Annotated in this window: 16 protein-coding genes; 7 read left to right on the plus strand and 9 right to left on the minus strand. The window is 61.8% G+C overall.

Translation table 11 applies throughout. From position 1 onward, the window contains the following. Positions 1–64 precede the first annotated feature (64 nt). Positions 65–2248 carry a DNA helicase II gene (gene uvrD / locus Q8X51_RS09115; RefSeq protein ID WP_065926768.1) on the minus strand — a complete coding sequence of 728 codons (2184 nt, stop codon included), beginning with the start codon at positions 2246–2248 and terminating at the stop codon, positions 65–67. A 279-nt stretch (positions 2249–2527) separates the two neighbouring features. On the opposite strand from uvrD, the gene Q8X51_RS09120 reads away from it, so the two are divergent. The 3 genes from Q8X51_RS09120 (at position 2528) to Q8X51_RS09130 (ending at position 6851) form a co-directional block, all read left to right on the plus strand. Then, on the plus strand, positions 2528–5401 hold the full coding sequence (locus tag Q8X51_RS09120) for an EAL domain-containing protein (protein WP_065946480.1): 2874 nt from the start codon (positions 2528–2530) through the stop codon (positions 5399–5401). Positions 5402–5562: 161 nt separating this feature from the next. Further along, positions 5563–6429, plus strand: a complete 867-nt coding sequence (gene hexR, locus Q8X51_RS09125) for a transcriptional regulator HexR (protein ID WP_010168370.1) — start codon at positions 5563–5565, stop codon at positions 6427–6429. A 224-nt stretch (positions 6430–6653) separates the two neighbouring features. Next, positions 6654–6851 (plus strand): PA3496 family putative envelope integrity protein, encoded by a 198-nt coding sequence (locus tag Q8X51_RS09130; RefSeq protein WP_074848013.1) that lies wholly within the window; start codon positions 6654–6656, stop codon positions 6849–6851. Here the strand turns inward: Q8X51_RS09130 and Q8X51_RS09135 are convergent. Continuing rightward, positions 6781–7755 carry a LysR family transcriptional regulator gene (locus tag Q8X51_RS09135; protein WP_027608220.1) on the minus strand — a complete coding sequence of 325 codons (975 nt, stop codon included), beginning with the start codon at positions 7753–7755 and terminating at the stop codon, positions 6781–6783. The genes Q8X51_RS09130 and Q8X51_RS09135 overlap by 71 nt on opposite strands. 195 nt (positions 7756–7950) lie before the next feature. On the opposite strand from Q8X51_RS09135, the gene Q8X51_RS09140 reads away from it, so the two are divergent. Further along, positions 7951–9366: an acetyl-CoA carboxylase biotin carboxylase subunit gene (locus Q8X51_RS09140; RefSeq protein ID WP_027608221.1), complete on the plus strand. Its 1416-nt coding sequence runs from the start codon at positions 7951–7953 to the stop codon at positions 9364–9366. An 11-nt stretch (positions 9367–9377) separates the two neighbouring features. Continuing rightward, positions 9378–11186 carry a sodium-extruding oxaloacetate decarboxylase subunit alpha gene (gene oadA / locus Q8X51_RS09145; protein WP_065926766.1) on the plus strand — a complete coding sequence of 603 codons (1809 nt, stop codon included), beginning with the start codon at positions 9378–9380 and terminating at the stop codon, positions 11184–11186. Positions 11187–11252: 66 nt separating this feature from the next. Here the strand turns inward: oadA and Q8X51_RS09150 are convergent, their stop codons facing one another. The 4 genes from Q8X51_RS09150 to Q8X51_RS09165 form a co-directional block, all read right to left on the minus strand. Beyond that, positions 11253–12422, minus strand: coding sequence for a hypothetical protein (locus tag Q8X51_RS09150; RefSeq protein ID WP_065946481.1), 1170 nt, complete (start codon positions 12420–12422; stop codon positions 11253–11255). Positions 12423–12530: 108 nt separating this feature from the next. Continuing rightward, positions 12531–13841, minus strand: a complete 1311-nt coding sequence (locus Q8X51_RS09155) for an autotransporter outer membrane beta-barrel domain-containing protein (RefSeq protein WP_407693732.1) — start codon at positions 13839–13841, stop codon at positions 12531–12533. Between the two features lie 166 nt (positions 13842–14007). Continuing rightward, complete coding sequence (locus tag Q8X51_RS09160) at positions 14008–14778, minus strand: amino acid ABC transporter permease (RefSeq protein ID WP_074848264.1); 771 nt, start codon at positions 14776–14778, stop codon at positions 14008–14010. Between the two features lie 29 nt (positions 14779–14807). Then, positions 14808–15629 (minus strand): ABC transporter substrate-binding protein, encoded by an 822-nt coding sequence (locus tag Q8X51_RS09165; RefSeq protein ID WP_407693731.1) that lies wholly within the window; start codon positions 15627–15629, stop codon positions 14808–14810. Positions 15630–15741: 112 nt separating this feature from the next. Here Q8X51_RS09165 and Q8X51_RS09170 point away from each other — a divergent pair, with 112 nt between their 5' ends. After that, positions 15742–16641 (plus strand): homocysteine S-methyltransferase family protein, encoded by a 900-nt coding sequence (locus Q8X51_RS09170; protein WP_027608227.1) that lies wholly within the window; start codon positions 15742–15744, stop codon positions 16639–16641. A 3-nt stretch (positions 16642–16644) separates the two neighbouring features. Here the strand turns inward: Q8X51_RS09170 and Q8X51_RS09175 are convergent, their stop codons facing one another. The 3 genes from Q8X51_RS09175 to Q8X51_RS09185 are packed head-to-tail and all read right to left on the minus strand — an operon-like array spanning position 16645 to position 18417. Continuing rightward, positions 16645–17325 carry a GNAT family N-acetyltransferase gene (locus Q8X51_RS09175; protein ID WP_407693730.1) on the minus strand — a complete coding sequence of 227 codons (681 nt, stop codon included), beginning with the start codon at positions 17323–17325 and terminating at the stop codon, positions 16645–16647. Positions 17326–17335: 10 nt separating this feature from the next. Next, positions 17336–17782 (minus strand): GNAT family N-acetyltransferase, encoded by a 447-nt coding sequence (locus Q8X51_RS09180; RefSeq protein ID WP_065926760.1) that lies wholly within the window; start codon positions 17780–17782, stop codon positions 17336–17338. Further along, entirely contained in the window at positions 17779–18417 is a 639-nt protein-coding gene (locus tag Q8X51_RS09185) for an FMN-binding negative transcriptional regulator (protein ID WP_141156333.1), read from the minus strand. Before Q8X51_RS09185 ends, Q8X51_RS09180 begins: the two co-directional genes overlap by 4 nt. A gap of 90 nt (positions 18418–18507) precedes the next feature. On the opposite strand from Q8X51_RS09185, the gene pdxR reads away from it, so the two are divergent. Next, a complete protein-coding gene (gene pdxR / locus Q8X51_RS09190; RefSeq protein WP_407693729.1) occupies positions 18508–20049 on the plus strand; it encodes a MocR-like pyridoxine biosynthesis transcription factor PdxR in 1542 nt (513 codons plus the stop codon). The last annotated feature ends 2 nt before the right edge of the window (positions 20050–20051 follow it).

Raw genomic sequence — 20051 nt, forward strand, 5'->3', positions numbered from 1 at the left:
CAGATATTGGCCCGCGCTCGTTAAAAACAAGGGCGGGCCAATAACCTTCATGTTGGCAAATGTTTCAGACCGCTTCGAGCTTCGCGTAGCCCATCATCAGCCATTTGCTGCCTTCGGCGAAGTTCACCTGCACCCGTGCCTGGGCTCCGGCGCCTTCGAAGTTGAGGATCACGCCTTCGCCGAAGATCGCATGCCTGACCTGCTGGCCCAGGCTGAATGGGGTTTCCGGAATCTCGGAACCGGCGAACATGTTGCTGGAGTTCTGCTGCTGGCCCCCGCCGAACGGGCGGCTGACGCTGTTGGACAGGCGCACTTCCTGGATCAGTCCCTTCGGCACTTCACGTACGAAGCGCGATACCTTGTTGTAGGTCTCGCTGCCGTACAGGCGTCGGGTCTCGGCGTAGGTCATCACCAGGTTCTGCATTGCGCGGGTGATGCCCACATAGGCCAGGCGGCGTTCCTCTTCAAGACGGCCGGGCTCTTCCAGGCTCATCTTGTGGGGGAACAGGCCTTCTTCCATGCCCACCAGGAACACATACGGAAACTCCAGGCCCTTGGCGCTGTGCAAGGTCATCAACTGGATGCTGTCTTCATGCTCATCGGCCTGAGTATCGCCGGCCTCCAGGGACGCATGGCCGAGGAAGGCGGCGAGCGGAGTCAGCTCTTCGTCTTCCTCGGTGTTTTCGAACGCGCGGGCGGCGCTGACCAGTTCCTCGAGGTTTTCTACCCGGGCCTGGCCTTTCTCGCCTTTTTCCGCTTCGTGATAGGCAATCAGCCCGGATTGCTCGATCACCGTCTGGGTCATCAGGTGCAGGGGCATTTCCGAACACTTGGCCGCGAGGTTCTCGATCAACTCGACAAACACCCCCAGCGCCCCGGCAGCACGGCCGGTCAGGCCTTTATTGGCGATGAGCAGGCGCATGGACTCCCACATCGACACATCGGCATGGCGCGCGTGGTCGCGAATCGCCTCGACGGTTTTCTCGCCGATGCCACGGGCCGGGATATTGATCACCCGCTCCAGTGCCGCGTCGTTGCCACGGCCTTCGAGCAAACGCAGGTATGCCATGGCGTTCTTGATTTCCGCACGCTCGAAGAAGCGCTGGCCGCCATAAATGCGGTACGGGATGCGCTCGCGCAGCAAGGCTTCTTCAAGTACCCGCGATTGGGCGTTGGAACGGTACAGAATCGCAATATCGCTACGGGCAAGGCCGGTTTTCAGCGCGCTTTCGATGGTTTCCACCACGTAGCGCGCTTCATCGTGCTCGTTGAACGCGGCATACAGGTTGATCGCCTCGCCTTCGCCGCCGTCGGTCCACAGCTCTTTGCCCAGGCGCCCGGTGTTGTTGGCGATCAAGGCGTTGGCGGCCTTGAGGATGCCGGCGGTGGAGCGGTAGTTCTGCTCCAGGCGGATGGTGACCGCGTCCGGGAAGTCCTCGGAATACTGGTAGATGTTCTCGATTTTCGCGCCACGCCAGCCGTAGATCGACTGGTCGTCGTCGCCCACCACCATCAGGCTGTCGCCGCCCTTGGCCAGCAGACGCAACCAGGCGTACTGCACGGCGTTGGTGTCCTGGAACTCGTCCACCAGAATGTGACGGAAGCGTTTCTGGTAATGGGCCAGCAAACCCGGATTGTCGCGCCACAGGTCGAGGGCGCGCAGCAGCAGCTCGGAGAAGTCGATAACGCCAGCGCGGGCGCAGGCCGCCTCGTAGGCTTCATAAATGCTGCGCATGGTGGCCAGGAACAAATCGCCGCTGGCCTGGATGTGCTGCGGGCGCAGGCCTTCGTCTTTCTGGCCGTTGATAAACCACTGGGCCTGGCGCGCCGGCCAGCGCTGCTCGTCGAGGCCCAGCTCACGGATCACGCGCTTGACCAGGCGTTGCTGGTCATCGCTGTCGAGGATCTGGAAGGTCTGGGCCAGGCCCGCTTCCTGCCAGTGTGCCCGCAACAGGCGGTGCGCCAGGCCGTGGAAGGTGCCCACCCACATACCGGCCGGGCTGATGCCCATCAACTGCTCGATGCGGTGGCGCATCTCGGCAGCGGCCTTGTTGGTGAAAGTCACCGACAGGATCGAATGCGGGGACGCGTTCTCGACCTGGATCAACCAGGCGATACGGTGCACCAGCACTCGGGTTTTACCGGAGCCAGCACCGGCCAGGACCAACTGACGGCCAACGGGGGCCGCTACGGCCTGGCGTTGGGCATCGTTGAGGGAGTTCAGCAAAAGAGAGAGATCATCGCGCATCGGCGCATTCTATGGGCCTAAGGGGGCTCGGGCAAATCCCAATGCCGGGTGGTCGACGCAAAACGTCTCGCGTGGTCCCGGCCGGGCAAACATTCTGGCAGGGCTGATGACCGGTAAGTCATGGGCCACAGCCCGCGACGGGCCTCGCTCAAGGGGGCTGGCACCAAGGTTTGCGGCTGTTCACAGGGTGACTTTTATGATCTGGAGCAGTTTGGCCCAAGCGCTTGCTTGTGTATGCTCCGTCGACGTTTCGGGCTCACCATTATAAGAACACTGCCTATGACTCTCAGCACCGACCTGCTCGGCCCCTCGGCGGCGCCCGCGCAGGTTATCCGCAAACATTACGCTACCGAGATGGCGGTCGAGCGCACACGCCTGCTCTATCAGGGCTCGTTGCTGCCCACCTTATTAATGCTGGTCAATGGCCTGGTCTGCGCCTGGCTGCTGTGGAACCCCAGGCAATACCTGCTGGACAGCGTCTGGCTGGTGTGGCTGCTGGCCCTGGTGGCGATGCGCGTGATCCAGGTGGCGGCCTTTGATTCGGCCATGCCCAGCCGTCAGGCCCAACCCATCTGGCGGCGCATGTTCATGCTGGGTTCGGCGGTCAGCGGACTGACCCTGGCCACCGCAGCCATCGCCCTGGTGCCGGTGGACAGCTTCATGCAGCAGGCCTGGGTGTTCGGCCTGATCGGTGCGGCGACGCTGTCGGCCAGCGTCGCCTATGCAGTGAGCTTTCCGGCGTTCCTGTCCTTTGCCTTGCCGTGCCTGGTGCCGGCGATTGTCTATCTGTTCTGGAATGGCGCCCCGCAGCAACAGGGCTGGGGTGTGCTCGGCCTGATCCTGCTGGCGTCCCTGAGCGTGGTGGCGTGGCAGGTCAACCGCCTGATCCAGCGTGGGCTGTTGCGGCGCTTCCAGAACCAGGCATTGATCGAGCATCTGCAGCAGGCGCAGCAACGCAGCGAGCAGCTGAATCAGGATCTGGTGCGCGAAGTCGAGCAGCGGCGTCAGGTTGAGCAGGAACTACGTGAGGCGCAGATCGGCCTGCAGGACCGCGTGGCACAACGCAGCCAGGAATTGGACGCCGCCAGCCTGGCCCTGAATAAAAGCGAGGCGCGCCTGGCCATGGCCCTGCAAGCCAGTGAGCTGGGCCTGTGGGACTGGAACCTGCAAACCGATGAGGTTCATCACACCCAGCTCAAAGAGCTGTTCGGCCTCGAGCCCGAGTACGTCACGGCCATGCTCGGCCACCTCAAGCCGCGCCTGCACCCCGACGACCTGCCGCTGCTCAAGCGGGCGCTGGTGGAGCACCTTAAAGGGCGCACTGAGGATTACCAGGTGGAATACCGCGTGCGCCATGGCGATGGTCACTGGGTATGGATCGAAGACCGTGGTCGCGCCGTAGAGCGCGCGCCGAGCGGGCGAGTGATTCGAATGCTCGGCACACGCCGCGACGTCAGCGCCGGCAAAGCCCTGGAGGAGCAACAGCGACTGGCCTCGACCGTGTTCGAGGCGGCCAGCGAAGGCATTGTGATCCTTGATCCGGACTACAAATTAATCGCCGTCAATCAGGCTTTCAGCCGTGTCACTGGCTTTGAGATCGATGACATGCTCGGTCGCAACGTCGTCGAGCTGCCCAGCAGTCGTGATGCGCGGCGCCACTTCCCGGTGATCCGCCAAGCGCTGCTCACGCATGGGACCTGGCAGGGCGAATTGGTAGAAACGCGTAAGAATGGCGAACTGTACCCGCAATGGCTGCAACTGAACGTGGTGCGCGATGTTCGCGGAAAAGTCAGTCATATCGTGGGCTTCTTCGCCGATCTATCGGCGCGGCGCGAATCCGAGGAGCGCATGCGCTACCTCACCCACTACGATGAGTTGACCGGCCTGGCCAACCGCTCGCTGTTCCGCGAACGGCTGCGCGAGGCCCATCAGCGTGTACGCCAGGGCGGGCGCAGCCTGGCGTTGCTGCATATCAACCTCGACCGCTTCAAGTTGCTCAATGACAGCCTGGGCCATGAAGTGGCCGACCAGTTGCTGCAAAAAATGGCCCGTCGGTTGATCAATGCCTTGCCCGAGGCTGACACCATCGCGCGTTTGTCCGGCGATGAGTTCGCCGTGCTGTTCGACGCCTACGGCAACCTGTCGAGCCTGGCGCGGGTGGCCACACGGCTGCTGGCCAAACTGCGGGTGCCGGTGACGGTGGAAGGGCATGAGTTGGTGGTGAGTGCGTCGATGGGTATCAGCCTGTTGCCGGATAACGCGCGGGAAATTTCCGCGCTGGTCAGTCAATCGAACATGGCCATGCAGCACGCCAAGCACTTGGGCGGCAATAACTTCCAGTTCTACACCGACAGCCTGCAAGCCAGCACCCTGGAGCGTTTGCAGCTGGAAAACCATCTGCGCAAAGCCATCGATGAGCGCCAGCTCACGGTGTTCTACCAGCCGAAACTGTGCCTGGCCACCGGAAAGCTGAACGCTGCCGAAGCGTTGATCCGCTGGGAACATCCGCAATGGGGCATGGTGCCGCCAGGCGACTTTATCGGCCTGGCCGAAGAAACGGGCCTGATCGTACCGCTGGGCGAATTCGTGCTGCGCGAGGCCTGCTGGCAAGCCTGTGAGTGGCAGCGCCAGGGGCTGGCACCGATCCGCGTGTCGGTGAACCTCTCGGTGCACCAGTTGCGCCAGGGCAAGCTGGTCAGCCTGGTGCGCCAGGTACTGGAAGAAACCGGCCTGGACCCGCAATACCTCGAACTGGAACTGACCGAGAGCCAGTTGCTCGACAGTGTTGAACACATCATCGCGACCTTCCAGCAACTGCGCGACCTGGGCGTGAAGCTGGCCATCGACGACTTTGGCACCGGCTATTCATCCCTCAGTTACCTCAAGCGTATCCCTGTGGATTACGTAAAGATCGACCAGACCTTTATCCGCGGCCTCGGTCAGGGGCGGGAAGACGCCGCCATTACCCGAGCGATCATTGCGATGGCGCACGGACTGGCGCTCAAAGTGGTGGCCGAAGGCGTGGAAGATCAGCAGCAGCTGGATTTCCTGCGTACAGAACGATGCGATGAGGTGCAGGGCTACCTGATCAGTCGGCCGATGGAGGCCGAAGGGCTGGCAGATTTGTTACGCAACAATGCAGATTTTCCCTGAAGACAGTCCGCACGCCCCTATGGCTACAAGGCAGCTGCCCGCTGATTCAAAGGGCATCAGGGCGATTTAGTGATGCATCGGGCGGGCAAAACGGCAATTCTTGTAGTATAACTACAAGCTTGCTACATCCCTGGCCCTGCCAATAACAAGAGTCCTGCCCTTTGAACCTGTTGCAACATATCGCCCAGTCGCGCCACCTGTTACGCAAATCGGAACTCAAGGTTGCCGATCACGTGCTGCTTGACCCTGCGGCCGTGATGCACAGTTCCATGGCCGACCTTGCCCACAGCGTGGGCATCAGCGAGCCGACTATCGTGCGCTTCTGCCGCGCCATCGGTTGCTCCGGGTTCCAGGACTTGAAGCTCAAGCTGGCCCAGAGCCTGGCCGCCGGCGCGAGCTTCGGCCAGTTTGCGATTCACGAAGACGATTCCGTCGCCGACTACAGCCTGAAAATCTTCGACACCACCTTGCACACGCTCATGGAGGTGCGCGAGAAGCTTGACCCGGTAGAGCTGCAAAAGGCCGTGACCGCCATGTCCCAGGCCCAGCGTGTGGAGTTCTATGGTTTCGGCGCGTCCGGTGCGGTGGCGGCAGACGCCCAGCACAAATTTTTCCGCCTGCTGCTGACCGCAGCGGCCTACAGCGACCCGCACATGCAGGCGATGTCGGCGGTGACCTTGAAGCCGACCGACGTGGCGATCTGCATTTCCCAGTCGGGCCGCTCCAAAGACCTGCTGATCACCGCCAACCTGGTGCGTGAAAGCGGTGCGACATTGATTACCTTGTGCCCGAGCCAGACGCCGTTGGCGGAGCTGTCCACGGTCAACCTGGCGATCGATGTGCACGAAGACACCGAGATCTACACCCCGCTGACGTCGCGTATCGCTCACCTGGTGGTGATCGACGTGCTGGCGATGGGCGTTGCCATGGCGCGGGGCCCGAGCCTGGTCAACCACCTCAAGAGCGTCAAGCGCAGCTTGCGCAGCCTGCGGTTGTCGCCCAAGTCCGTCAAAGCCCTCGACGACTGATCCAGGGCCATACACGCTCAAAATGTGGGAGGGGGCTTGCTCCCGATAGCAGTGGGTCAGTCAAAGAGAAATCGGCTGATGTACCGTAATCGGGAGCAAGCCCCCTCCCACATTTGGATTGTTTATCTATTCGGAAGATTCATCGTCCTGTAACCCCCGCGCCGTTAAACCGTCATCGCTACAACCCATCCTGTACTCCCCGTACTCGCATTGGGAGACTCCAAATGGCCCGGCCCTACGAAGACAGCAACAGCTCCGTCAAGACCCGTCGTCAACAGGAAGACCAGCGCCGCATGGCGTTCCGTCGCGCAATCGAAGACCGCTGCGACCAGCGCCAGCTGCAGCAGAGCATCAGTGACTACCCGGAACTCCACTGGCAGGCACCCGCGGCTGCCCAGCGAAACGTTCAGCCAACGCGCTGATCTGCACCCGTTCGCTGCGGATAAAGCCCAGGAACGCATGGGCCACCGGTGACAGGCGCTTGGCCTTGGCCTGCACCAGGCACCAGCTGCGGTACAGCGGCAGTTCTTCCACCGGCAGCTCCTTGAGCCCGCCGGTGGCCAGTTCCATATTGACCGCATGGCGCGTCAGCAAGGCCACGCCCAGGCCGGCGCATACGCATTCACGTTGCGCCTCGGCCGAGGCCACTTCCACCGTCTGGGTGAAGTGCACGCGTTTCTCCTTGAAATACTCCTCGCAGGCCAGTCGCGTGCCCGAGCCCGGTTCGCGCAGCAACAGCGTGTAGGGTTCCAGGTCCTGCAAACGCAACGGCCCTTGCAGGCTCAAGGGGTGATCAGGTGGCGCCACGGCCACGATCGGATTGTTGAGGAACGGCAGGAATTCCAGGCCCATGTCCTGGGGCACCATGGACATGATCACCAGGTCGTCGCGGTTGTCGGAGAGGCGGCGGATCACCTGGGCGCGGTTGACCACGGTCAGGTGCAGTTGCACCTCGGGATGCTGGCGTTTGAACGCGGCAAACAGGTGCGGCACGAAGTACTTGGCGCTGGATTCAATCGCGAGCTTTAGCTGGCCCTGCAACGAACCCTGCATGTCCGACAGCTGCATATCGAGGTTTTCCAGGCGCCCGAAAATATCCCGGCTGGCCCGTTGCAGGGCTTCGGCAGCCTCGGTCATGTAGAGCTTCTTGCCGACATAATCGAACAGCGGCTGGCCGACCAGCTCTTCGAGCTGGCGAATTTGCAGGCTCACGGCCGGTTGGGTGAGAGACATTTCCTCGGCCGCGCGGCTGTAAGAGCGCAAGTCGCACACTTCATTGAAGATCTGCAATTGACGCAATGTCATACGCATCAGCGACTTACGCATTATTTAAATCCTCTCACCCCAGGTCGACCGGCCAACTATAAGTCTTTACTTATGAGCGACCCAATAATTATTGATTTTTGTTAATCCCTCCACGGGCTTAGTGTGTGGCTGCGACTGGCTTGAAACATTTAGTCACGCGCCGACCCGGCTCCAGCGGGTCGAAGAACGCAGCAATCGGCTCAAGGGAATTTCCAAGTGATAAAAAAGATCCTGATCGCCAACCGTGGTGAAATTGCCGTACGAATCGTGCGTGCCTGCGCCGAGATGGGCATTCGCTCGGTCGCGGTTTACTCGGACGCCGACCGCCATGCGTTGCACGTCAAGCGTGCCGACGAAGCCCACAGCATTGGTGCCGAGCCGCTGGCCGGCTACCTGAACCCGCGCAAGCTGGTGAACCTGGCGGTGGAAACCGGTTGCGATGCGCTGCACCCCGGCTACGGCTTCCTGTCGGAAAACGCCGAGTTGGCAGACATCTGCGCCGAACGGGGAATCAAATTCATCGGCCCTTCGGCTGAAGTGATTCGCCGCATGGGCGACAAGACCGAAGCCCGCCGCAGCATGATCAAGGCCGGTGTGCCGGTCACGCCCGGCACCGAAGGCAACGTCGCCGACATCACCGAGGCCCTCACCGAAGGCGACCGCATTGGTTACCCGGTGATGCTCAAGGCCACCTCCGGTGGTGGCGGTCGCGGTATCCGCCGTTGCAACAGCCGTGAAGAACTCGAACAAGCCTTCCCCCGCGTGATCTCCGAAGCTACCAAGGCGTTCGGTTCGGCGGAAGTGTTCCTGGAAAAATGCATCGTCAATCCCAAGCACATCGAGGCGCAGATCCTCGGTGACAGCTTCGGCAACGTGGTGCATCTGTTCGAGCGCGACTGTTCGATCCAGCGCCGTAACCAGAAGCTCATCGAAATCGCCCCGAGCCCGCAGCTCACCCCGGAACAGCGCGCCTACATCGGCGACCTGTCGGTGCGCGCGGCCAAGGCCGTGGGCTACGAGAACGCCGGCACCGTGGAGTTCCTGCTCGCCGAGGGCGAGGTGTACTTCATGGAGATGAACACCCGGGTGCAGGTGGAGCACACCATCACCGAAGAAATCACCGGGATCGACATTGTCCGCGAGCAGATCCGAATCGCCTCGGGCCTGCCGTTGTCGGTCAAACAGGAAGACATCCAGCACCGTGGCTTTGCGTTGCAGTTCCGCATCAACGCCGAAGACCCGAAGAACAACTTCCTCCCAAGCTTCGGCAAGATCACCCGTTACTACGCGCCCGGCGGCCCCGGCGTGCGTACCGACACGGCGATCTACACCGGCTACACCATCCCGCCGTTCTACGACTCCATGTGCCTGAAGCTGGTGGTCTGGGCGTTGACCTGGGAAGAAGCCATGGACCGCGGCCTGCGTGCCCTGGACGACATGCGCCTGCAAGGCGTGAAGACCACGGCCGCCTACTACCAGGAAATCCTGCGTAACCCGGAATTCCGCAGCGGCCAGTTCAACACCAGTTTTGTGGAAAGCCACCCTGAGCTGACCAACTACTCGATCAAGCGCAAACCCGAAGAGCTGGCCCTGGCCATCGCCGCCGCCATCGCCGCCCACGCAGGCCTGTGAGGAACATTCCAATGACTAAAAAAATCTTCGTAACCGACACTATCCTGCGCGACGCCCACCAATCGTTGCTGGCGACCCGCATGCGCACCGACGACATGCTGCCGATCTGCGACAAGCTCGACAAAGTCGGCTACTGGTCCCTGGAAGTCTGGGGCGGCGCGACCTTCGACGCCTGCGTACGCTTCCTCAAGGAAGATCCGTGGGAGCGCCTGCGCAAACTGCGCGCCGCGTTGCCTAACACGCGCCTGCAAATGCTCCTGCGCGGCCAGAACCTGCTGGGCTACCGCCATTACAGCGACGACGTGGTCAAGGCCTTCGTGGCCAAGGCTGCCGTCAACGGTATCGACGTATTCCGCATCTTCGACGCCATGAACGACGTGCGTAACCTGCGTGTGGCCATCGAAGCGGTCAAAGCCGCCGGCAAGCATGCCCAGGGCACCATCGCCTACACCACCAGCCCGGTGCACACCGTCGAGGCCTTCGTGGCCCAGGCCAAGCAGCTGGAATCCATGGGGTGCGACTCGATCGCGATCAAGGACATGGCCGGCCTACTGACGCCGTACGCCACCGGTGAACTGGTCAAGGCGCTGAAAGCCGAGCAGAGCCTGCCGATCTTTATCCACTCCCACGACACCGCCGGTTTGGCCGCGATGTGCCAACTCAAGGCGATCGAAAACGGTGCCGATCATATCGACACCGCGATCTCCAGCTTCGCCTGGGGCACCAGCCACCCGGGCACCGAGTCTATGGTCGCCGCCCTTAAAGGCAGCGAATTCGATACCGGTCTCGACCTGGAACTGCTGCAAGAGATCGGCCTGTACTTCTATGCCGTGCGCAAGAAGTACCACCAGTTCGAAAGCGAATTCACCGCCGTCGACACCCGTGTGCAAGTCAACCAGGTGCCGGGCGGGATGATTTCCAACCTGGCCAACCAGTTGAAAGAGCAGGGCGCTCTGAACCGCATGAGCGAAGTGCTGGCTGAAATTCCACGGGTGCGTGAAGACCTCGGCTTCCCGCCGCTGGTGACCCCGACTTCGCAGATCGTCGGCACCCAGGCGTTCTTCAACGTGCTGGCCGGTGAGCGCTACAAGACCATCACCAACGAAGTGAAGCTGTACCTGCAAGGCGGCTACGGCAAGGCGCCGGGCACGGTGAACGAGAAGTTGCGTCGCCAGGCCATCGGCAGCGAAGAAGTGATCGACGTGCGCCCGGCCGACCTGCTCAAGCCGGAGATGACCAAGCTGCGCGGCGAAATCGGCGCACTGGCCAAGTCCGAAGAAGACGTGCTGACCTACGCCATGTTCCCGGACATCGGGCGCAAGTTCCTCGAGGAACGCGACGCCGGCACCCTGACGCCTGAGGTGCTGCTGCCTATCCCTGAAGCCGGCGGCGTGGCCCGTGCCGGTGGTGAAGGCGTGCCGACCGAGTTCGTCATCGACGTGCACGGCGAAAGCTACCGTGTGGACATCACCGGTGTCGGTGTGAAAGCCGAAGGCAAGCGCCATTTCTACCTGTCCATCGATGGCATGCCGGAAGAAGTGGTGTTCGAACCGCTCAACGAATTCGTCGGCGGTGGCGGCAGCAAGCGCAAGCAGGCCAGCGAGCCGGGGCATGTCAGCACGGCGATGCCAGGCAATATCGTCGATGTGCTGGTCAAGGAAGGCGATGTGGTCAAGGCCGGCCAGGCCGTGCTGATCACCGAAGCGATGAAGATGGAAACCGAAGTGCAGGCTGCGATTGCCGGCAAGGTGTCCGCCGTTCACGTGGCCAAGGGCGACCGGGTGAACCCTGGCGAAATCCTGATTGAAATCGAAGGCTGATCCAGCCTTCGACACTACCGTTTAATCCTCGGGGGGGCAGGTGCCCCCCTTTTTTTTGCCAATTTTTTAATGGTCAGCGGAGGGTGCGGCGCTCTGCTTGCGCTTGAAGCCGACAAAAATACCCTCAGGTTTGTAGAGCAGTTCAGGTTCCAGGGTGGTCAGGTTGCTGGTAACGGCGCTGAATGTTCCCTTGATGGATGCCGCATCCGCGATACGTAGCTGGCGCGTGAGCAGTGCTTCACTTTCCGGCTGTACATCAAGTTTCAGGGTGGCGTTATCCAGCGTTAACGTATTGCCGACTTTCAGCGTGGAGTGGGCTTGGTCTGCGCCCACTTTGAACGCCATGGTCGATCCTGGTTTGAGGTGCAGATCCTTCCAGATCCGGGTCCGTGGTGTATTTTCAGGATCGAGCAGCAGAGTACCCGCGACATTAAGGGAGTCGACGGTGCCGCCGGAGTAGCTGCCGCCCGCATCAATATCCAGGGTCCCCTTGATAACGCTGCGGTTGGTCAAGGCAGCATCGCCGTACACCTTGCCGTGCCGATTGTCGTGCAGTGCACCGGTCAGTTCCCAGGCGCCCTTGCCGACCCACAGGTGTTGCATTCGGGTCGCACCTTCGAACGTGCCGCCTTTGGTGTCATCGAGAACCACCTGGTTGGTACCGCTGCCGCCATCGACTTCGCCTTTGAAGCGGCTGCCATTTTTGACAACCAACAGGTCGTCACCGCCGCCCATGTCCAGAGCGACTCCATTGCCACCTGCAATCAGGCCATGGTTGATCACCTCATCGGCCTTTTCTCCCTTCAGGGCCATACCCGTGCCGGATTGGGCCGTGATGCTTCCTCGATTCTCCAGCCAGACAGAGGTGAGCCCGGAGCTGCTCAGGCCATGACCCGGTGAGTTGATGTGCACGCCCGGGCTGTTGACGATGTCGACGGCTTTGATGATGTGTGACTTATCAAGGTTGGACGGGGTTTGGGTGAGGCGCGCGATCTCGTCGATATTCATCCCGTCGCGGCGCGGGGAGTTAGGCGTGGTGATGACTTTGACAATATTGGTGCCGAGCTGGCCATTTGAGGCCTGGCGGGCGGGGTGCCCGAACGAGCGCGGAGTGGTTGGAGGCGCGGTGTGTGGCTCGGGTGCTGCGGCGGGCGGAGTGGCAGCCTCGGCCAAGGCGTTGGCGCTTTGTGCGAAGAGTGCACCAAGGGGAGGGAAAAACGAGAGTGTCGATATCATGATTTCCGGCCTCGTTTGTATAGGAGACCGGAGTGTAGCGAGCAAAAAGTGGTGCTTAATGTCAGCCTTCAAGACCTGTGTGAGTGTGAAGGTTCTTCAGTTTCTGTCTTAAAACGCGCTTTGCCATTGGCCCATTAGTCCATGGTTGCGGCTGTTGTCGCCCACTTCGGCGGTGTACGCGATGCTCAGGGTCTGGTGCTCCGAAAGACGCATGTCCAGCCCCGTGCGCAAGGCCAGATTATCTCGGTCCAGCGAGGTACCGCCGATGCTGAACGCGCTGTTGAAGTCCTCGCGGGTTTCCCTGGCAAAGGATTGGCGTACGCGGCTGTTGGTGTCGCCATACAAGTGTTTCCAATGGGCGCTCAGGTGCGGCTTGAGGGTGATCCGGTCGGCCACTGCGATGTCGCGGCTCAAGCGCAGGCCGAAGGTGCTGCTGAGGTTTTGCTGGGTTTGGGTGCCCACGTTCAACGCGCTATGGCCACCTTTCTCGGAGAAGCGGTCACGGTGATACCGCTGGAAGCCGATTCCGGCAAACGGTTCGGCATGCAAGCCGTCGGTGACGAACCGATGGCCCAGTTCGGCGAATGCGTTCTGGCTCTGGGCCTTGTACTTGCCCGTGAGGCGTTCGCGGTAATCGATGAAGTCGAAGTCCACACTGCGCGTGTTCTGCCCGGAATGGCTGCTGTACAGCGCGCCCAGGCGTAAAGCCCATGGACCGTCCTGGCGCACCGCATAGGCGCCCAGGTGCCAGCTGTCCACTTCACCGTTGAAATGCCGGGCGCTCAGGTCGCTGCCAGACTTGCCGCCCACCACACCGACCCGCCAGGCGTCATCGATTGCTCCATCTGCACCCAGCAACAGGCCCTGGCTGCTTTGTTTCAAGCCGGCGCTGCCGTGTTGGGCATCGAGGGCACCGCTGCTGGCCAGGCCTTGGAGCCAGACACGGCCGTCCTCACCGGTGTGGTTATCCAATTGGCGTATGGCTGTCAGCAGGCTGGCGTGCAAGCGTTTCATGCTGTTTTGAGTGGCCGTGCCCAGGTTGGCGTTCTGGCTGCCGGCCAATTGCTCCAGCAGCGTACCCAAGCGACCTGGCTCCAGGCTGCTCAAGTACAGCCCGTAGTTTTCAAGCTGGTACTTTTCCCAGTCACTCAACTCCTCCGATGCCAGCGCGGCATCCACTGCGGAGTCCAGCACGCGGGCAACGCTCAGGCCGTTACGACTGTTGGCTCGGTCGATGAAATAGAAATCTTCGGGGGGGGGAGTGGCCGGGTCGAAATGAGTTTTCTGGTGATGTTTCGCAATCTGTTCGAACCACTCGCTGTCGGGTTCCATGTCGTCACGGGCCTGTGCGTACTGAGCACAGGTGGCCCCCAGCGCGAGCGTGATGGCGAGTACGAGTTGTTTCTGAATGAGTGGCATGTAAACCCACCTCCTGATGTATGAGGCGGGGAATTTAGCGGGGCACCCGGGGGATAACTGTCAGGCCAAGCACCGCGTGTTTGCGGGAGATGTCTCTAGTCCGATGCGATAAAAGTTCAGCTCGATTGGTGCAGTAAGCCTGAGGGCGATAGTGACTTCAATGACCTCACTCTCGCCTCGCATATCCCTTGCCATAGTGCCGCTCCATGCGTGCCTGGATCAGTTCCAGGCCGAGGGACATCACCCAGTAAATGATCGCAGCGGTGGTGAGCATCTCGATATAACGGTAGCTGGAGCGCCCGTAGGATTGCGCCAGGAACATCACTTCCCACACGCCCATCACCGAGATCAGCGACGAGTCCTTGAGCATGGAGATGAACTGGTTGGTCGCCGGCGGGACGATGGTGCGCATGGCCTGGGGCAGGGTGACGTGCCAGAAGATCGCACTGTCGCGCATGCCCAGGGCCAATGCGGCTTCCCGTTGCCCCTGAGGGACGCCCAGGATGCCGGCGCGGAAGATCTCGCTCAGGTACGCGCCGTAGTTCAGCGACAGCGCGATGATCCCCGCGACGATGGCGCCCGGCACCAGGCCCAGCTGCGGCAGGCCCAGATAGATCAGCAGGATCTGGATCAGCAACGGCGTGCCACGGAAAAACGACGCGTAGAAGCTGGCGATACCAAAGGCCACGGCACTTTTGGACAAGCGCCCGAGCGCGGTGACGAAGCCTAGCACCGACGAGGCGGCAATCGAACACAGGCACAGGAACAGCGTCAGCGCTGCGCCTTGCAGGAAGCCATTGGGTGCCAGGTGCAGGCCGACCAGGTTGGGCAGCTTGTCGAGAATGATCGAGAACTTCAGGTCAAAGCTCAGGAAGAAACTGGCAAACAGGGCGAACAGCGCCGCCCAGGTCAGGTAAAGCCGCGTGCGAAAGCCCAGCAGGGCGCGCGCAGGTTTTGGGGGAACACTCATTGGCTGATATCGGCACCGATCCATTTTTGCGACAGTTTGCTCAGGGTGCCGTCCTGTTTCAACTGGGCAAACACCTCACGCACCTTGGCGTCCCACTGGGCGTCGCCTTTTTCGATGGCCACCGAGTTGGGTTCGGCATACAGCGCTGCGCCGGCGAGTTTGAAGCGTTTGTCCTGGTCCAGGCGCGGTTGGGCCGTGACCAGGTTGGTCAGGATCGCATCCAGGCGCACTCCTGCGCCCAGGCCGAGGTCCTGGAAGGCGACGTTATCGGTGTCGTACGGGGCGATCTGCACGTTCTCGAACGGGTACTGCAACTGGGTGTCCTCGGCGCCTTCGATCACCAGGTTCTTGTTCAGGTAGCTCTCGTAGCTGGAGGCGCTGGTGAGGCCGACTTTCTTGCCGCTCAGGTCCTTGGCGCCGTGGATGCTGTCATCCTTGGCATTGACCACGATCACGGCAGGGGAGGCGTAATACTCCACCGGGAAGTCGAAGACTTCGGCGCGGGCCTTGCTCGGGGTCATCGAGCAGATGCAGATGTCATAGCGCCCGCTCCAGCGGCCGGCGGCGATCACGTCCCACGACGGCGTTTCCAGGCGTAGTTTCACATCGAGCTTTTGCGCGACAGCCTTGGCCACATCGACATCGAAGCCGTCGAGCTGGTTTTGCTCGTTGAGGAACGAGAACGGCGGGTAGCTTTCCATCAGCACGCCCACCAGTTCTTTTTTCTTCTCAACCCGGTCCAGGGTCGCGCCGCCAAAGGCTTGGGTGGAGGCAGCAAGCATCGTCAGGCCCAAGGCCAATAGCGGTTTAAGTTTCAAGGAGGCACCTGAATAAAAAAGAGGTTGTTATGAACCGAACGGAACGTATTAAATAGTTATAAGAACGACTCTCATAGTGAGTTATTTTCATAAGCTTATGAGTAAAAAGCATATGGGCGCAGTAAGCACAGTAATTCTGGACGGCGGCATGGGCCGTGAACTGCAACGCCGCGGTGCGCCCTTCAGGCAGCCGGAGTGGTCGGCGCTGGCATTGAGCGAAGCACCGCAGGCGGTGGAGGCGGTGCATGCGGCCTATATCGACAGTGGCGCCAACGTGATTACCAGCAACAGCTATGCGGTGGTGCCGTTCCATATCGGCGAGGCGCGCTTTGCTGCCGAAGGCCAGGCCCTGGCGGCGCTGGCGGGTGAATTGGCCAGACGGGCGGTGCAGGCTTCGGGCAAGGCCGTGCGCGTGGCCGGCTCGTTGCCGCCGTTGTTTGGTTCGTATCGGCCTGATCTGTTCGAGCCGCAGCGCGTGTCTGAGCTGTTGACGCCACTGGTACAGGGCCTGGCACCCCATGTCGATCTGTGGCTGGCGGAGACCCAGAGCTCAATCGTCGAAGCGCGGGCGATTCATGCGGGCCTGCCGAAGGATGGCAAGCCGTTCTGGCTGTCGTTTACCTTGAAAGACGAAGACACCGACGAAGTACCGCGCCTGCGTTCCGGCGAACCGGTGGCGGACGCGGCCGAAGCGGCGGCGCAGTTGGGTGTGCAAGTGTTACTGTTCAATTGCAGCCAGCCGGAAGTAATCGGCGCGGCGATCGATGCCGCACGCCAAACCTTCGAACGGTTGGGCGTGGCGATTCAGATCGGTGCCTACGCCAACGCCTTCCCGCCACAGCCCAAGGAAGCCACGGCCAACGACGGCCTGGACCCCTTGCGCGAGGATCTCGACCCACCGGGCTACCTGCAGTGGGCGGCGGACTGGAAAAAGCGCGGTGCCAGCCACTTGGGCGGGTGCTGCGGGATCGGGCCGGAGCACATTGCGGTGCTGGCCCAGAAGCTGGGGTAAGCCTTAAAGCGCCTGGCGGCGACACTCCGCCAAGCCCTTCAACTGCCCGGAACCTGCCTGGTTCGCCTCCGACAACCACGCCTCAAACCCCGCATCCACCGTCGGCCATTCCGAATCCAGGATCGAATACCACGCCGTATCGCGGTTCTGCCCCTTCACCACCATATGCTGGCGGAACACCCCTTCAAAACTGAACCCCAACCGCTCAGCCGCATACTTGGAGCGGGCATTGCCGTTGTTGCACTTCCACTCCAGGCGGCGGTAGCCCTGTTCGAACGCGTATTTGGCCAAGAGATACACCGCCTCGGTGCTTTTGGGTGAGCGCTGCATCGGCGTGCCGAAGGTGACATGGCCGATTTCGATACGGCCCTGGGCCGGGACGATGGACATCAGGCTGAGGATGCCCTGCACCTGGCCGGACGCACAGTCGACCACGCTGAAGAAATACGGGTCGCTGTTCGCCGCATGGTTGTTCAACCACGCATCAAACGCGGCGCGCTCGGCAAACGGGCCGTAAGGCAGGTAATCCCACAACTTGGGGTCGGCACCGGGGCCTTCGAGGGCTTGCCACAATTGAGCGGCGTGGCGGGCCGGGTCGAGTTTTTCCAGGCGGATAAAGCGCCCTTCAAGCAGTTGCGCGGTGGGCGCCGGGGCGCCTTTCCAGTCGGCGAGAGAAGTGGACATGCTGCGCTCCTTAAAGACCTTTGCGAAATTGAATGAAGCCAGGGCGTTCGGCGATGCGCTCGTAGAGCTGGATCGCGGTGGTGTTGGTCTCGTGGGTCAGCCAGTGCACCTTGCAACAGCCGTCGGCCTTGGCAGTGGCGTAGACGAACTCGATCAGTTTACGGCCGACACCGGTGCCGCGCTGGACCGGGTCCACCAGCAGGTCCTGCAGGTAGCAGGAGTTCTCGATGCTCCAGTTGGAACGATGGTAGATGAAGTTGACCATGCCCACCGCCTTGCCATCCTGCCAGGCCAGCGCGGAGTGGGTCGGCTCATGGGCATCGATCAGACGCTGCCAGGTGCTTTGGCTGACGGCGTCCGGCAGTTCGGTGTTGTAGAACGTCAAGTACGCCTGCCACAGCGGCAGCCAGGCGGCGTGGTCGGTTGCGGTGACCGGGCGGATCTCGATCTGGCTCATTCTGAAACTCCTTGGGGAATAAAGCGCGCGAGGGTCTGGTCGCGTATATCGGCGCTGGCGGCCAGGCCGTCGCGCACGCCGGCGATGTCCGCCGCGCTGCGGTTCTGGCTGAGTTTGCGTTTGCCGATCAGGCGTTCGATCGGCAGGCTGAAGCCGACGATGGCCTTGAGCATGCCGTCAATGTAATCAGCCGGGGCGTCGCTGACTTTCCAGGGCTGGGCGCGATTGCCCTCGTGGCGGTCAGTGAGGGCGCTGACCACGCCTAGCAGGCGCTCGGCATCGGTAAACACCTCGGCCTTGCCATAGGCATGCACCGCGATGTAATTCCAGGTGGGCACCACTTTGCCGTGCTCAGCCTTGGCCGGGTAAAACCCCGGGCTGACATAGGCCTCGGCGCCGGCAAAGATCACCAAAGCCTCGCTGCCGTCTTGCAGGTCTTGCCACTGCCGATTGGCCTTGGCCAGGTGCCCGTACAGCGTGCCGTTGGGGCCTTCGTCGGGATTGAGCAGCAGCGGCAAGTGGCTGGCCTGCAGGCCTTGCTCGCCAAAGGTGACCAACTGCGCCAGGCGTGTGTGCTGGATCAGTTGCTGTATTTCGGGCAAGTCGTCGAGGGCAAAAGCGCGTGGTGTGTACATGAATATTTTCCTTGGCGAATGCCTGCATCCTAGGCAGGCTAATGGTTCGTTGTAAGAGCCATCTTCGGCCAATTTCATAGGTCCAATATGATGTCGCCCATTTCGCCGCCGCTGTCCTTCAACCCTGCCGGTATCGAGCTGGATCGGCGCCAAGGCCTGACGCGCCAGCTTTATGAAGCCCTGCGTCAGCGCGTGCTGGATGGGCGCCTGGCCAGCGGTACGCGCCTGCCCGCCAGCCGTGACCTGGCCGCTGCGCTGTTGATTTCCCGCAACAGCGTCGTGCGCGCCTACGATCAGTTGTACGCCGAGGGGTTTGTCGAAGGCCGTGTGGGTGATGGCACCTATGTCGCCCAATTGCCCACGGCAAAAAAACTATCCACAAAAGTATCCACAGGCTTATCAACAAGGTTATCCCCAGCCTTATCCACAAAGTGGATGGATTTGCCGCAAGATCTCGACGGCGAAGTTATCCACAGGCCGGCCTTGGGGCGCGTGCAAAGTAACCATTTGCCACAGCCGCCGTCGGGGCCGCCCAAGGCATTTCGCGTGGGCGTGCCAGCCTTCGATCTGTTCCCTTTCGAGGTCTGGGCCAAGCTCAACGGGGCGTTCTGGCGCAAGCCGGACCTGGCGCAGCTGTGCTATGGCGACCCGGCGGGTGACAGCCGCCTGCGCGGCCTGATCGCCGCTTACCTGCGCAGCTCACGGGGCATGCAATGTACGGCTGAGCAAATAGTGATCACCAGCGGTGCACAACAGGCAATCAGCCTTTGTGCACAGCTGCTGGTAGAGCCAGGCGATGGGGTAGCGGTGGAAAACCCGGGCTATCGGGCCGCCGGGCACGCGTTCGCACTGGCCGGTGCCAACCTGCAGGGCGTGCCGGTGGACAGCGACGGCATCGATTGCCAGGTCCTGAATACCTTGGGTGATTGCCGCCTGGCCTATGTCACGCCCTCCCACCAATATCCGCTGGGCGTGGTGATGAGCCTGGCGCGGCGCCTGGAGTTGCTGGCCTGGGCCGAGCGCACCGGCGGTTGGATCGTGGAGGACGACTATGACGGCGAATACCGCTACAGCGGCGCACCCCTGGCGCCGCTGGCCGCGCTGGACCGCAGCGGCCGCGTGCTGTACGTCGGTACCTTCGGCAAAGTCGCATTCCCGGCCTTGCGCCTGGGCTATCTGGTATTGCCGCCAGGCCTGGTTGATGCTTTCTCACGGCGCCGTGCGGTGGATATGCGCCACTCGGAAGTCAGTACCCAGGCGGTGATGGCCGAGTTTATGGCGGCCGGGCACTTCCAGCGGCATATCCGCCGGATGCGGCGCGCGGCATTGAGCCGGCGCAATGCCTTGCTCGCCGGGTGGCCGCGTGGTCTGCCGGGGGTGGGCGAGTTGCCCGTTATCGCCGCAGGGCTGCACATGACCGTGCGCGTGGACAGCCTGGCCCGCGAGCAACAGCTGCTTGAGCAGGCCCGTGCCGTGGGCGTCGAAGTCAATGGTTTAAGCAGTTACTGGCTGGCGCACTCCACCACTCCGGCAGACCAGCGCGCCGGCCTGGTGCTGGGATTTGCCGCCGTACCCGAGGCGGCTGTTGCCGAGGCCCTGGCAACGTTGCGCAGGGCCTGGCAGCACGATTGACG

Source organism: Pseudomonas sp. Yb2C2, assembly GCF_052112325.1.
In the GTDB taxonomy this organism is placed as follows: Bacteria; Pseudomonadota; Gammaproteobacteria; order Pseudomonadales; family Pseudomonadaceae; genus Aquipseudomonas; species Aquipseudomonas marginalis.

What these genes read in the sequence shown, in the direction of transcription:
- uvrD (WP_065926768.1), bottom strand. Translation starts at nt 2,248, where the DNA reads ATGCGCGATGATCTCTCTCTTTTGCTGAACTCCCTCAACGATGCCCAA.
- Q8X51_RS09120 (WP_065946480.1), top strand. Translation starts at nt 2,528, where the DNA reads ATGACTCTCAGCACCGACCTGCTCGGCCCCTCGGCGGCGCCCGCGCAG.
- Q8X51_RS09130 (WP_074848013.1), top strand. Translation starts at nt 6,654, where the DNA reads ATGGCCCGGCCCTACGAAGACAGCAACAGCTCCGTCAAGACCCGTCGT.
- Q8X51_RS09135 (WP_027608220.1), bottom strand. Translation starts at nt 7,755, where the DNA reads ATGCGTAAGTCGCTGATGCGTATGACATTGCGTCAATTGCAGATCTTC.
- oadA (WP_065926766.1), top strand. Translation starts at nt 9,378, where the DNA reads ATGACTAAAAAAATCTTCGTAACCGACACTATCCTGCGCGACGCCCAC.
- Q8X51_RS09150 (WP_065946481.1), bottom strand. Translation starts at nt 12,422, where the DNA reads ATGATATCGACACTCTCGTTTTTCCCTCCCCTTGGTGCACTCTTCGCA.
- Q8X51_RS09155 (WP_407693732.1), bottom strand. Translation starts at nt 13,841, where the DNA reads ATGCCACTCATTCAGAAACAACTCGTACTCGCCATCACGCTCGCGCTG.
- Q8X51_RS09170 (WP_027608227.1), top strand. Translation starts at nt 15,742, where the DNA reads ATGGGCGCAGTAAGCACAGTAATTCTGGACGGCGGCATGGGCCGTGAA.
- Q8X51_RS09175 (WP_407693730.1), bottom strand. Translation starts at nt 17,325, where the DNA reads ATGTCCACTTCTCTCGCCGACTGGAAAGGCGCCCCGGCGCCCACCGCG.
- Q8X51_RS09180 (WP_065926760.1), bottom strand. Translation starts at nt 17,782, where the DNA reads ATGAGCCAGATCGAGATCCGCCCGGTCACCGCAACCGACCACGCCGCC.
- Q8X51_RS09185 (WP_141156333.1), bottom strand. Translation starts at nt 18,417, where the DNA reads ATGTACACACCACGCGCTTTTGCCCTCGACGACTTGCCCGAAATACAG.
- pdxR (WP_407693729.1), top strand. Translation starts at nt 18,508, where the DNA reads ATGTCGCCCATTTCGCCGCCGCTGTCCTTCAACCCTGCCGGTATCGAG.